Raw genomic sequence first — 13,693 nt, 5'->3', positions numbered from 1 at the left:
CCTTCACCACGACAATGCGACTCAGCGTCCTGGCTGGCGCACCGTCATCGTCGCCGGCGTAGCCTTGCCGACGCCGCGCAGATCGGGCCGATACATGTCCTCCACCAGCGACGGCGGCACCGAGTAGATCCCGGGCGTCACCGCGCGTACCAGGTAGTACAACCGCGCGCGCCGGCCCACGTCGAGCTTGAGCGCGGCGACATAGCGATCGTCGCGGAACTCCTCGTGGCGGACTTCGGCCTGGCTTTCGCGCTCGCTGAGTTCGACGCCGTCCACCACCACGTCGGCCCACTGCTTGGCGTCGCCAAGGTTGAAGTTTTCGATCTCCAGGCCCGCTGGCAGCAGATCGGTCAGCAGGGCATCGGGCATCGCGCGGCTGGAGGTGATGCTGACCGCGACGATCAGCGCCTCGCCCTCCTCCAGCGCACTGCCGTCCCACCGCTTGCCGTCGGTGCGGAACCACTCGCGTTGCACGTCGATCAGGGAGTTGTCCGGCGCCGGGGCGGCGCGCGGAATGCCGGCGACCTCGATGCTGGCGTACAGCGGGGGCTGGCCCTGCGGATCGAAGCTGATGCCACTGGCCAACTGGTCGTGATCGAACACGCGGGCGATGTACTTCGCCGCGGTGGCACTGGAGGTGTCGCCGCCGATGGTCCAGCGCCCCGACACCAGCTTGGCCTGGTCGGCCATCAGCGCCTTGCCCAGACGGGCCAGTGCCACCTGTTCCTGGGTGCTGAGCCACATCCAGCCGCGGTTGCGACGGGCATCCAGCTCAAGGCCCAACGCCACCGCACGGGTGTCGTACGCCGGGGTGGCGTAGCCGCGTTCGTGCACCAGCGCGATCATCAACGCGTCGTCGCGCACGCGGCTGCCGTAGTCTCCCAGGTACTCCGGGCGCTGCGCGGAATCACGCTTGAAGCCTTCCGCCATGGCCTTCTGGCCGCGCGCCTTGTCGCCCTGCAGCGAGAGCGCCAGACCCAGGTGCACCATCGGAAGTCCGGTGATCGACTTGCTGCGCTCGTTGTCGTACAGCGCGCGCAGCGTCCCCAGCGGTGCACGGTTGACGCGCGCCAGCACGTAACCGGCATGCGCCTGGTAGGCAAACTTCATGTGGTCGCGCCGGTCGTAGCCGAAGAACGGCACGCCGCCGGCCAGCAAGTCCTCGTTGAGCCGTGTCAGTGCCTTCTGCAGCATCGAGTCGGGGACCGCGAAGCCGCCCTCGCGGGCATCCAGCAGGAACTCGACGATGTAGGGAGTGATCGACGGATTGACGTAATCGCCATCGCCCCACATCGAGAAGTGCCCCGAGCCGATCTGCATCGCCGCCAGCCGCCCGAAGGCGCCTTCCATGCGGGTACGGCGAGCGGCCGCATCCAGACCCTTCACACCAAGCATGCGCGCAGTGGCGTCGTCGAGTTCGAGCGCGGCGTACCCCTTGCTGGTGGTCTGCTCGGCACACCCGTACGGATAGTCGAGCGCGCCCTGCAACGCGCTTGCGAACGGAATCGGCGGCAACGCGCTAACCGCCAGACGAGCGTTGACCGAGCCGGGCATCAGGCCATCGGCGAGCCCGGCGCCGAGTTGAATCGGCGTGGTGGTGTCCAGCACCTGGGTGCGTGAGCGCAGCACCTGCGGCCAACCGGCTCGCACCGGCAGGTCATAGCGGCGATCAACCTTGAAACCGTTGCCGTCCACCCGCACGCGCACCTGCGCGGTGGTGTACCCCTCGCGCGCGGTCAGCGGGAAGGTCAGTGTGGTCTTTGCCTCCACGCCAAGCTTTGCGGTACGCGTGCCCTCGCCGATCGCCAGCGGTCCGATGCCATCGACGCGCACCTGGAACTCCCCGGCCTTGCCGGTGAAATTCTGCACATCGAGCGTCACGCTGCTGCGGTCACCCGGCGCCAGCACGCGCGGCATGCTCGCCTCGGCCAGCACTGGCGCCCGCACGACGGTTTCGCGGTCGCGGTTGCCGTAACGCCCGCCGGCGAAGACCAGCGCAGAGACCCGCAGCGTGCCGTTGAAATCCGGCACCGCCAACGTCACCCGCGCGTTGCCCTGCGCGTCCAGGCGCACCGGCCCGGTGAACAAGTCCACCGTCTGCACGCGCGAGGTGGGGCGGCGCGCCTGCGGCAACGCAGCCAACGCCATGTCGCCGCCGAACCGTATGCGTGCCACCTCGCCTTCGAAACTCTCGATGACGCGGCCGTACACGTCGTAGGCATCGACGCCGAGCCTGCGCTGGGCGAAGAAGTGCCCGGCCGCGTCCGGCACCGGGAAGCGGGTGATGTTGAGGATGCCCACATCAACCGCGGACACGGTGACCCAGGCCTGCTGCCCCGCCAACTGCGGGACGCTGACGGTCACCGGGAGGTTGCTGTCCGGACGCATCAGTTTCGGCACCACCAGGCCCACCGCGACCTTGCGCTCGCGCCGATCCATCGGCACGTGGGCGACGCCGACCGCGCGCGCCGGGGTGATCTTGCTGGGCGCGCTGCCGCCACGGAACACCAGTGCGGTCACGTAGACGTCGTGGCGCTCCCAATCCGCGGTGACGGGAATCTCGAACGTGCTGCCGGGCTTGGCATCGATCGCCTGCACGTACAGCATGCGGTCGCTCTCGACCATCAACAGCCCCCTGCCGGCATGCGGCGGGGTGAGCGTGACCTTGAGCGTGTCGCCGGCGCGATAGCCCGTCTTGTCGAGCGCGAGCTTGACCTTGTCGGGGCGCGCGTCGAGTCCCCGGTTCTGGTCGTCCCAGCTCCAGCCGGCGCGGAACGGATAGCGCATGGTGAGCTTGGTCGCCGGATCGAACACGTCGACGCGGTACTCGCCCCATTCGACCGGGAAGTCGAGCTTGAGCGGCGCGCTGCCGGCGTCGACAACACGGACCACCTTGTCTTCATAGCGGCGCGTGAAGTCGTAGTCCCAGCCGCCTTCGTCGTCGTGGCTCCAGTGGTAGTCGCGGTGTTCGCGAACCAGGGTGACGCGCAGGCCCTTGGCCGGGCGCGGCGCGCCGTCGCTGCCAACGCGCACGAGTTCGAAGCGCGCGTTGGCGTTGGCGTCGCTGCCTTCCTTGTCGTCGAACAACGGGCGCACACCGACCAGCGCGTCGGCCGGCCAGAGCACGCGCTTGATGCTGCGGTTGACGCTGCGGCCGCCGGTCTCGAACACGCTGCCGGTGACAATTGCCGCGATCGTGCTGACCGGCTTGGCCTCGGCCGGCAAGGCGATGTCACGCTGCAACTTGCCATCGGCGCCAAGCTCCTCGTCGATGACGTCCTTGGCTTCCTTGGGCAGCGTCACGGTCGGGTCGCCGAAGAAGTAACCCGGCAGTTGTTCGAGCGGATGCTGCTCGACGGCAACGGCGAGCTTGGCGGTGAAACGATTGCCCGCCGCCGGCGCGCCGTACAGATAGGCGGCGTTGGCGCTGAGCTTGAAAGGCTGGCCCGGGCGAATGACCGGCGGCGCGTCGAGTTCGAGCTTCATGCGCTCGGGCAGGAACTCCTCGATGCGCAGCGTCATGCCCTGCACGGCTTCCTTGCTGGCCGGGTCGGTGCGGAACTCGACCTTCCAGCGGCCGGTCGCGGCGTCGGCCGGGATCAGCTGCCGGTGGCTCACGTAGCCCTGCGCGTCGGGCTGCAGGCGCGTTTCCAGCAACGTCTTGCCATCGGGCTGGACGTAGCGGACGAACACCGGCTGCACGCCGGACTTGCCCTTGGCGGTGACGGGCTTGCCGTCGTTGTCGCGCAGCAGCGCCGACAGGCGCACCGTCTCGCCGGGGCGGTAAAGATCGCGACCGGACCAGGCGAACACGTCGAACCAGGCCTGCTCCCGCCCGGCCACCGCGAACTCCGACAGATCGAGCGCGGGTTGGTTGAACGGCAGCATCGAGACATCGCGGCCGCGCTGCGCGACCAGCACGTGTCCGGCGTCGAGGGTGTAGTTCAGCAGCGCATTGCCGTTGCCGTCGGTCTCGCCCTTGAACACCGGCTCGCCGGCCGCGTCGAGCACCTTGAGCTCGACGCCAGCCACCGCACCACCGCTCTCGAGCGAGGCGGTGTGCACGAACAGCTTGTCCTTGTAGGCACGCGTGTGCAGGCCCAGGTCGCTGACCGTGAAGAACGCCGTCTCGAACTCGTCCTTGAATTCGCCGCTGCGCTTCATCACCGCGAAGTACAGGCCGGGTTGCTGCAGTTCTTCGATGTCCTGCAAAGGCAAGTAGGTCAGCACGCGCTCGTTGGGCTTGCCACCCAGCACGAAGCGATTGACGTAGACGGACTGCGCGAGCTTGGAGATCGGGGTGTTGTCGGAGTAGTCGCTGCCAAGTTCCCAGCTGCCACGGCGACCGGCGCGCTGGTACTCGGCGAAGAACTTCGGCAGTTCCTTCTCGTGCACGCGCAGGAACTCGACATCGACCTCGGGCACGTTGATCGACACCACCGGCAGGCCCCGGCTGTCGCGAGCCGGCAGCACGCTGCCCTGCGAAGCGAAGCCGACGGCGGGTTCGAGCGGCCCGGTGTACACCTCGCGCCGAAGCTCTCCGGGCAGACGCTCGCCGCTGGCGGCGGTGAGTCCGGCCTTGATGGTGACGATGTAGTCCTTGCTGGCCTCGACGTGCGGGAACCGCAGCACCTTGCCGCCATCGTCGAGCACCCAGCTGCCCTTTACCACCGCGCCGTTCTTGTCGGTGACGGCCAACAGCGAATCGAACGTCTGCGTACCGACCAGCGGCCGGCTGAACTCCAGTGCGATCGCGAGCTGCTCGTCTTCTTTCTGGTCCGGGTAGGCCGACACCAGGCCGAAGCCCTTGACCTCGTCGCGCTTGGCCTGCACGGCCTCGCCGCCGGCCGCCGGCAGCTGGCCGTCGCGGTCGCGATCGCAGCCGGCAAGCGAGAGCGCCAGCAGTGCAAACAGAAGCCCGCGCAACAGGCGGGCGGAAACGGTGCCACGTGCGGTCGCGGTCCTGCAGGCCATGCGTTCCTCCTGGAATTGGGGCCGAGTATAGACCGCGATTCCGGTCACGAATCGGCGCGTTGGTGACGACGTGGACCCCGCCTCGGTCGCGCGCTCCATCGCCGGGCGGGGGCAACAAAAAACCCGGCTTTCGCCGGGTTTCCTGCTTGCCGGAATCGCCGTCGAAACGGCGGCGGCATCACTCGCCGGGCTGGGCGTCCTCGCCACCGGCGGTGGCATCGGCGCCCGGCACCACGATGTCGAACGCGACGCTGAGCGCAGCGGCACCATCGGCAGCACCTTCAACCAGCGCCTCGACTTCCTCGTCGAGCGAGGCGTCGAGGCGTTCGATGGCCTGCAACGTCTCATCCGCGGCCAGGCGCATCAGGGTCACGCCCTGCGTGTTGCGGCTGACCTGCGAGATCTCCGCCGCACGCGTGCGTACCAGCGTGCCGCCGTCGGAGATCAGCAACACCTCGTCCTTGCTGCCCACCAGCACCGCGCCCACCAGCTTGCCGTTGCGCTCGGTGGTCTGGATGCCGATCACGCCCTGGGTGCCACGACCCTTGCGCGGGTACTCGGACAAGGGCGTGCGCTTGCCGTAGCCATTGGCCGTGGCGGTGAGGATGCAGGCGATGCTTTCGTCGGCGATGCGCAGCACCTCGCCCTCGATGCCCTCCGGCACCGCAACCTCGACCACCTCGTCGACGCCGTCGTCTTCCACCGCCTCGCCGGCGCTGTCGGCCACGATCAGGCTGACCACTTCCTCGCCATCCACCAGGCGGATGCCGCGCACGCCGGTGGAGTTACGGCCGGTCGAACGCACCGTGCTTTCGGCAAAGCGCACCGTCTTGCCGTTGCTGGCGAACAGCATGATGTCGCGCTCGCCGTTGGTGAGCTCGGCGTTGACCACGGCATCGCCCTCGTCGAGGTTGATGGCGATCTTGCCGCGCTGCAGGCGGAACGCGAACTCGGTCAACGGGGTCTTCTTGACGGTACCGTTGCGGGTCGCGAAGAACACGTACTTGCCGTTCTCATACTCGCGCACCGGCACCACCGCCTGGACCTTCTCGCCTTCTTCCAGCGGAATCCAGTTGATGATCGGACGGCCGCGGGCGTTCGGACCGGCATCGGGCAGCTGGTACACGGACAGCCAGAACACCCGACCGGCACTGGTGAAGGTGAGCAGGGTGTCGTGGGTGTTGACCAGCCACAGCTTGTCAATGAAATCCTCGTCCTTGGTTGCCGCCGCGTTGCGGCCGCGGCCGCCGCGCTTCTGCGCGCGGTAGGCACTGACCGGCTGGCGCTTGGCGTAGCCCGCGTGCGACAGCGTGACCACCACGTCTTCCGGCGCGATCAGGTCGAGGATGTCGAGGTCTTCCTCGCTCTGGCGGATCTCGGTGCGGCGCGCGTCGCCGAACTCGGCCTTGACGTTGTGCAGCTCGGTGCGGATCACGTCGAGCAGCACCGCGGGGTCTTCGAGGATCTCGATCAGGCCCCGGATGGTCTCCAGCAGCAGCTTGTACTCCTCGGTGAGCTTGTCCTGCTCCAGCCCGGTCAGGCGGTGCAGGCGCATCTCGAGGATCTGCTGCGCCTGGGTCTCGGTGAGCTGGTACCTGCCATCGTCGACCAGGCCCACGCCCTGCGGCAGGTCGTCCGGACGCGAGGCATCGGCGCCCGCGGCGGCGAGCAGCGCGCCGACCAGGCCCGGTTCCCAGGTGCGGGCGAGCATGCGTTCGCGCGCCTCGTTGGGGTTTGCCGACGTCTTGATCAGCTCGATCATCTCGTCGATGTTGGCCAACGCAACGGTCAGGCCTTCGAGGATGTGGGCGCGCTGGCGGGCCTTGCGCAGCTCGAAGATCGTGCGGCGGGTGACCACCTCGCGGCGGTGGCGCACGAACACTTCCAGCAGGTCCTTGAGGTTCAGCAGCTTCGGACGGCCATCGACGATGGCGACCATGTTGATGCCGAACACCGACTCCATCTGCGTCTGCTGGTAGAGGTTGTTGAGCACGACCTCGGCCGAGTCGCCGCGCTTGACCTCCACGTAGATGCGCATGCCGTCCTTGTCGGACTCGTCGCGCAGCTCGCTGATGCCTTCGAGCTTCTTTTCCTTTACCAGCTCGGCGATCTTCTCGATCAGCCGCGCCTTGTTGACCTGGTACGGGATCTCGGTGACGACGATCGCCTCGCGGCCGTTGTCGGCAACTTCGACCTCGGCGCGCGCGCGCATCCGCACGCGGCCACGGCCGGTGCGGTACGCGTTGATGATGCCGGCGGTGCCGTTGATGATGCCCGCGGTCGGGAAATCGGGGCCCGGGATGTACTGGATCAGCCCGTCGACATCGATCGTCGGCTCGTCGATCAGCGCGATGGTCGCGTCGATGACTTCCGTGAGGTTGTGCGGCGGGATGTTGGTCGCCATGCCGACCGCGATGCCGGCAGAGCCGTTGATCAACAGGTTCGGAACCCGGGTCGGCATGACCGTGGGTTCGAGTTCCTTTTCGTCGTAGTTGGGCTGGAAGTCGACGGTTTCCTTGTCGATGTCGGCCATCAGCTCATGCGTGAGGCGCGCCATGCGCGCCTCGGTGTATCGCATGGCCGCGGCGTTGTCGCCGTCGATCGAGCCAAAGTTGCCCTGCCCGTCCACCAGCATGTAGCGCAGCGAGAACGGCTGCGCCATGCGCACCAGCGTGTCGTACACCGACTGGTCGCCGTGCGGGTGGTACTTACCGATGACGTCACCGACGATACGCGCCGACTTGTAGTACGGCTTGTTGCTGTGCGCGCCGAGCTCGTTCATCGCGTACAGCACGCGGCGATGGACAGGCTTGAGGCCATCCCGGGCGTCGGGAAGCGCACGCCCCACGATCACGCTCATCGCGTAATCGAGGTAGCTCTTGCGCATCTCGTCTTCGAGATTGACCGGGATGATTTCCTTGGCGAGTTCGGCCATCAGGTTTCCGTTCTTGTTGAGTGTCCGCGCACGGGTGCGCGGGCTCTTGCGAGGGATTCGCGGCTGGACTGTGGCCCTGGTGGCCCTGCCAAAACGCGCCCGCGGGCGCGTGTTTCGCAGCGCGCCCGGGGCGGCATCAGAAAGACGTTAAATCCTAGCACGAAACGGCCACTCGAAGCGGCCCCATTCCTACGCAGAAACAATGGGTTACGTGCGTTTTTCGCGCTCGCGACGGGCAAATGGCGCTCAGCCGCCGAACGCGGCCCGCATCGCAGCGCCGTCGGGGCGCTCGATCACGCCACGTTCGGTGACGATCGCGTCGATCAGGGCGTGCGGGGTGACGTCGAAAACCGGGTTCCAGGCATCGATCTCGGCCGCCGCGGTACGCACCCCGCCCACGGCGAACAACTCGCCCGGATCGCGCTCCTCGATGTGGATGAGATCGCCCGACGCCGTGTCCATGTCGACCGTCGAGGACGGCGCGGCGACCATGAACTTCACGCCGTGGTGGCGCGCGGCGATCGCCAGCTGGTAGGTGCCGATCTTGTTGGCCGTATCGCCGTTGGCGCAGATGCGATCGGCGCCCACCACCACCCACTGCACCGCGCCGGTGCTCATCAGGTGCGCGGCAGCGGCATCGGCGACCAGGGTCGGGGCGATGCCGTCCTGCTGCAGCTCCCACGCCGTGAGGCGCGCGCCCTGTAGCCACGGGCGGGTCTCGCCGGCGTACACCTTGTCGATGCGCCCCTGGGCGACGCCGGCGCGAATGACGCCCAGTGCGGTACCGAAGCCGGCGGTGGCCAGCGAGCCGGTGTTGCAATGGGTCAGCACGCCGCTGCCGGGAGCGATCAAAGCCGCACCCAGCGCGCCCATGCGACGGTTCGCGGCCAGGTCCTCGCTGGCGATCGCGTCGGCTTCGCGCGTGATCACTTCGCGCCAATCGGCACCCGATGCCGCCAGCACGCGACGCATGCGCGCCAGCGCCCAGGCCAGGTTGACCGCGGTCGGGCGGGCGTCGTTGAGTCGCTGCATTGCCGGCGCGAGCCGGGTGGCTGCCTGGGTGCCGTCGTCGGCGTCCACGGTACGCGCAGCCAGCACCACGCCCCAGGCAGCGGCAATACCGATCGCCGGCGCGCCGCGCACGGTCAGGGCGTGGATGGCCGCGGCAACCGCGTCGCTGTCGGTGCAGGTGACGTACTCGACGGTGAACGGCAACTTGCGCTGGTCCAGCAGTTCCAGCGCATCGCCGGTCCATCGGATCGGGCGGATGCGGTCATAACGGTCGAAATCGATGCTGTCGTGGCTGGTGGTGTCGCTCATGGTGCGGTTCCCGATACAGATCGCGACATGCTCCCGGTCAAGGCGCCGGCATGCAACCGGCAGTCACGCCGGCGGGCACTGCCTCGGGCACCCCGGCCGCGGCCGGGGCGATCAACGGGGGTCCTGGGTGGCGCGCTGGAACTCGAAATCGCCGCGACAACCGTGGTCGACCCAGATCTCACCCGGTCGCACTCCCCAGCTCTGCCCTTCGACACAAGGCGCATCCGACAGCTGTCGCAGCAACCGCACGTTCGGGCCCGCGTCGGCGTCGCAGCTCGCGTGGCCACCGCCCTTGGATTCGCAGCGCACGCGCTGCATGGCCGCGTCGGCGTGGCGCCCACCGGGAACCAGGAAATCGGCGCGACACCCGTCGGTTACCCAGATGGCCTGCTCGTCCCAGCCCCAGTCCTCGCCGAAGATGCACTGGCTCTTGGACAACTGGCGCTGCAACTGGACGCCCTCGCGCGTATCGGCCGGGCAATGGGTCGAACGTCCGTCGCGCGACTCGCAACGCAGCGTGCGCCCCTCGCCGTGACCGGTCACCGCGAACTGTGCGCGGCAGCCACTGGAAACCCAGATGGCATCGCGATTGCGACCCCAGCTGCGGCCCTCCACGCAGGGCATGCGCGACAGCTGACGCGACAGTTGCACTTCGTCATCGGCCGCGACCGCGCACTCGCGCGTGCGGCCACCAATGGATTCGCACTGCAGGTAGCGCCCGCCGGGCTGACGCTCCGCCTGCTGCGCAACCGCATCACGCGCTGGCCACAGCACGGCGACCATCAGCGCGAGTGTCGCGACGGTGTGCTTGTGCATGGTCAACCCCCGTTGGCGACGATGTAGCGAAATCTAACCATGCAACATGAACCCTGGATCACAGTTCGCGCGTTGCCGCGCATTGTGCAGTGTCCATTCACGCGTCTGCCAACCACATGCACCGCCCGCATCAGGCGCGCGCGAAGTCGAAGGCCAGCACATCGGCAATGCTGCCCGTTCCCAGCATCGCCATCATGAGGCGGTCGACACCCAGCGCCACGCCGGCGCAGTCGGGGAAGCCATCGGCGAGCGCGGCCAGCAGGTGTTCGTCGCGCGGCGGCGCCGCCTGCCCACGTGCGTGGCGCATCTGCCGATCGCGATCGAATCGCGCGCCCTGCTCGGCGGCGTCGGCCAACTCGTGGTAACCATTGGCCAGTTCCAGCGGCCCCAGGTAAAGCTCGAAGCGCTCCGCGACCGCACGTCCATCGGGCTCACGGCGAAGGCGCGCCAACGCGCACTGCGATGCCGGGTAGTTGACCACGGCGAGCAGGCGCTGCGGATCGAACGTCGGCTGCAGGCGATGGGTCATCAGCAGGTCCAGCCAGTCGTCGCGCACCAGGCCATCGGGATTGATCACGACATCGCCCAGTGCGGAGCGCAATTGCGCGACATCCGCCGTTTCGGTGTCGATGCCCAGGCGCTCCCGGTACAGCTCGCGATAGCTCACCGTGTCCAGGGGCGCATGACGATCCACCAGTGCCAGAGCGGCGTTGACCAGCTCGGCGGTTTCACCGACCAGGCGCGTGTGGTCCCATCCGGTGCGGTACCACTCGAGCATCGTGAACTCGGGGTTATGGCGGCCGCCGGCTTCGCCATCGCGGAACACGCGGCCCAGTTCGTAGCAATCGCCAAAGCCCGCCGCGAGCAGGCGCTTGAGCGGGAACTCGGGCGAGGTCCGCAACCAGCGCGTACGCGGCGCGCCGTCGGTGCGGCCGCTGAACTCCAGCGAGAACGAGGCGATGTTGGCATCAGTGTTACCGGCGACCGACATCACCGGAGTCTCCACCTCGGTGACGCCGCGCTCGGCGAAGTAGCCGCGCAGGCGCGCATTGAGCGCGGCCCGCAGACGCAATGCCGTGAAGCTCGCCGTGGGGTGCCAGTGGGTGCTCATCGGATGGTGTCGGACGCGTGACAGTTCATGCGTGCTCGTTTCATGCGTGCTCGTCGAGGAACGCCACCAGGCGGGCTTCGTCCCACACCTCGACACCCAGCTCGGTGGCCTTGTCGAGCTTGGAACCGGCGGCCTCGCCCGCCACCACGAAGCTGGTCTTCTTCGACACGCTGCCCGACACCTTCGCGCCCAGGGCTTCGAGCCTGGCCTTGGCGTCGTCGCGGCTCATCGCCTGCAAGGTGCCGGTCAGCACCGCGGTCTGACCCTCCAGCGGCAGCGATTGGCCGCTCTGGTTGGCCACCGGCGTGATCGCCTCCAGGCGCGCCAGCGCTTCGCCGGTGGCGATCAGCAGGCGGGCGTGGGCGTCGTCGGCCAACCAGTCGGCCAGCGACTGCGCCGTGTCGGCCGGCAGGCCGGCCGCGATGTAGTTGTGGATCGAGGCGTCGAGCAGGCCTTCGGCGGAGCCGAACGCGGTCACCAGCTGGTCGGCGCGGATACGCGTCAGCCTGGGCACTTCCAGATCGGTCAGCAGCGTGGCCAGGCGCAGCTCGGCGCGCAGCTTCGGCGAAGGCGGATGTGCGTCGCCGATTGTGACGCCGCGCGCCAGCAACTCGTCGATGACCTTCTGGTTGCCGGGTTGTTCGAAGAACTGGCCGATCGAACGCGCCGACTCGCCGCCGATGTCGGGCACGCGCTTGAACACCGGCCACGGCAGGTGGCGGATCAGTTCCAGGTCGCCAAACCAGTTGGCCAGGCCCTTGGAGGTGTTCTCGCCGACGTTGGGGATGCCCAGCGCAAACAGGAAGCGCTCGAGCGTCGTGGTGCGACTGGCGTCGATGGCTTCCAGCAGGTTTTCCGCCCAGCGCGTGGCGACCTTGCCGGCCTTGACGGTCTCGGGCGTGGTGCCGTCGCGCTCGTCGGCGCGCCGCTTCATTTCCAGCAGGTCCTCCAGGCGCAGGCGGTACAGGTCGGCGATCGACTCGACGTAGCCCAGGTCACTGAGCGCTTCGATGAAGCGATCGCCGAGGCCGTCGATGTCCATCGCCCGACGCGAGGCGAAGTGCCCGATCGCTTCCTTGCGCTGCGCAGCGCACGCCAGCTCGCCGGAACAGCGCCACACTGCCTGGCCTTCCTCGCGCAGGATCTGCGAACCGCATACCGGGCACTGCGTGGGCATGGTCCACGGCTGGGTGTCGGGCCCGCGCTGCTCGACAACCACGCGCGCGATCTCCGGAATGACGTCGCCGGCACGGCGCACGATCACCGTGTCGCCGATGCGCACGTCCAGGCGTGCGATCTGGTCGGCGTTGTGCAGCGTGGCATTGGTCACCACCACGCCGGCGACCTGCACCGGCTTCAGGCGTGCGACGGGCGTTGCCGCGCCGGTGCGACCAATCTGGATGTCGATGCCCTCCAGCAGCGTCGACTGCTCCTGCGCCGGAAACTTGTGGGCGATGGCCCAGCGTGGTGCGCGCGATACGAAACCCATCTCGCGCTGGCCTGCGTAGTCGTCGAGCTTGTAGACCACGCCATCGATATCGAACGGCAGCGCGTCGCGCTTGGCACCCATCTGCCGGTAGTAGCCGAGCAGGCCCTCGACACCAGCAACCACGCGGCTCTCCGCGCTCACCGGGAACCCCCACTCGCGCAGCTGCGCAAGCGTTTGCGAGTGGCTGGCCGGCAGTTCCCAACCTTCGACCACGCCGATGCCATAGGCGTAGAACGCCAGCGGCCGCTGCGCGGTCACGCGCGGATCGAGCTGGCGCAGCGAACCGGCGGCCCCGTTGCGCGGGTTGGCCAACACCTTGCCCCCGTCCTTCAGCGCGCGCTCGTTGTACGCCTTGAAGCCGGCCAGCGGCATGTAGACCTCGCCACGCACCTCCAGCACATCCGGCCTCTCGCCGTCGCGCAGCTGCAGCGGAATCGCCTTGACCGTGCGCAGGTTGCCGGTGACGTCCTCGCCGCTGGCGCCGTCGCCACGCGTGGCGCCCTGCACGAAGCGGCCCTGCTCGTAGCGCAGGCTGATCGCCAGGCCATCGAGCTTGGGCTCGACAGAAAAACTCGGCTGCGCGCGATCGGTCTGCTCGACGATGCGGCGCACGAAGTCGGCCACCTCTTCGTCGCTGAAGGCATTGCCCAGCGACAACATCGGGATCGCGTGCTGCACGGTAGCGAACGCCGACGACGGGGCGTTGCCGACGCGCTGCGTCGGCGAGTCGTCCCGGCGCAGCTCGGGGTGCGCGGCTTCCAGTTCGTCGAGCTCGCGCAGCAGGCGGTCGTAGTCCGCATCGGCGATCGCCGGATCGTCGAGCACGTGGTAGCGGTAGTTGGCGTCTTCGAGCTGACGACGCAGTTCGGCGATGCGGGCAGAGATGTCGGTCATGGGCGGCCGGGAGCTACGTTTTCAGGGCGCGGAGTCCGGGCGGACGATTCGCGGAGGGAAAGGCGTGGGCGCCAGCGCAGGCACGTCGCCCGGTCGCGATCATGGGCGTGGCCCGATCGCTCCGCGCTGTCGGCCAATGCCGGCAGCAGACCCG

The 13,693-nt window shown here is 68.2% G+C and carries 6 protein-coding genes; all 6 read right to left on the bottom strand.

Features of this window, described 5'->3' with window-relative positions:
* Nucleotides 1-21: 21 nt before the first annotated feature.
* The 6 genes from EER27_RS11695 to ligA all read right to left on the bottom strand — a co-directional run bounded on the left by EER27_RS11695 (nucleotide 22) and on the right by ligA (nucleotide 13,539).
* Nucleotides 22-4,974 carry an alpha-2-macroglobulin family protein gene (locus EER27_RS11695; RefSeq protein ID WP_123088301.1) on the bottom strand — a complete coding sequence of 1,651 codons (4,953 nt, stop codon included), beginning with the start codon at nucleotides 4,972-4,974 and terminating at the stop codon, nucleotides 22-24.
* A 178-nt stretch (nucleotides 4,975-5,152) separates the two neighbouring features.
* Nucleotides 5,153-7,909, bottom strand: a complete 2,757-nt coding sequence (gene gyrA, locus EER27_RS11690) for a DNA gyrase subunit A (protein WP_123088300.1) — start codon at nucleotides 7,907-7,909, stop codon at nucleotides 5,153-5,155.
* A 246-nt stretch (nucleotides 7,910-8,155) separates the two neighbouring features.
* Nucleotides 8,156-9,229, bottom strand: coding sequence for an S-methyl-5-thioribose-1-phosphate isomerase (gene mtnA / locus EER27_RS11685; protein ID WP_123088299.1), 1,074 nt, complete (start codon nucleotides 9,227-9,229; stop codon nucleotides 8,156-8,158).
* A 111-nt stretch (nucleotides 9,230-9,340) separates the two neighbouring features.
* Nucleotides 9,341-10,045: a DUF3011 domain-containing protein gene (locus EER27_RS11680; protein ID WP_123088298.1), complete on the bottom strand. Its 705-nt coding sequence runs from the start codon at nucleotides 10,043-10,045 to the stop codon at nucleotides 9,341-9,343.
* 130 nt (nucleotides 10,046-10,175) lie between these two features.
* The gene (gene epmA, locus EER27_RS11675) at nucleotides 10,176-11,156 is read right to left on the bottom strand and encodes an EF-P lysine aminoacylase EpmA (protein ID WP_123088297.1); all 981 of its coding nucleotides are present in this window, start codon (nucleotides 11,154-11,156) and stop codon (nucleotides 10,176-10,178) included.
* A gap of 40 nt (nucleotides 11,157-11,196) precedes the next feature.
* The gene (ligA, locus tag EER27_RS11670) at nucleotides 11,197-13,539 is read right to left on the bottom strand and encodes an NAD-dependent DNA ligase LigA (protein ID WP_123088296.1); all 2,343 of its coding nucleotides are present in this window, start codon (nucleotides 13,537-13,539) and stop codon (nucleotides 11,197-11,199) included.
* Nucleotides 13,540-13,693 lie beyond the last annotated feature (154 nt).

It is taken from the genome of Montanilutibacter psychrotolerans (assembly GCF_003719825.1).
Classification (GTDB): domain Bacteria; phylum Pseudomonadota; class Gammaproteobacteria; order Xanthomonadales; family Xanthomonadaceae; genus Montanilutibacter; species Montanilutibacter psychrotolerans.
Note: the sequence above shows the minus strand (reverse complement) of the source record. Positions and strands in the feature narration are given on the sequence as shown.

Coding starts and splice junctions, on each gene's coding strand:
- ligA (WP_123088296.1), bottom strand. CDS start 13,539: ATGACCGACATCTCTGCCCGCATCGCCGAACTGCGTCGTCAGCTCGAA.
- gyrA (WP_123088300.1), bottom strand. CDS start 7,909: ATGGCCGAACTCGCCAAGGAAATCATCCCGGTCAATCTCGAAGACGAG.
- epmA (WP_123088297.1), bottom strand. CDS start 11,156: ATGAGCACCCACTGGCACCCCACGGCGAGCTTCACGGCATTGCGTCTG.
- mtnA (WP_123088299.1), bottom strand. CDS start 9,229: ATGAGCGACACCACCAGCCACGACAGCATCGATTTCGACCGTTATGAC.
- EER27_RS11680 (WP_123088298.1), bottom strand. CDS start 10,045: ATGCACAAGCACACCGTCGCGACACTCGCGCTGATGGTCGCCGTGCTG.
- EER27_RS11695 (WP_123088301.1), bottom strand. CDS start 4,974: ATGGCCTGCAGGACCGCGACCGCACGTGGCACCGTTTCCGCCCGCCTG.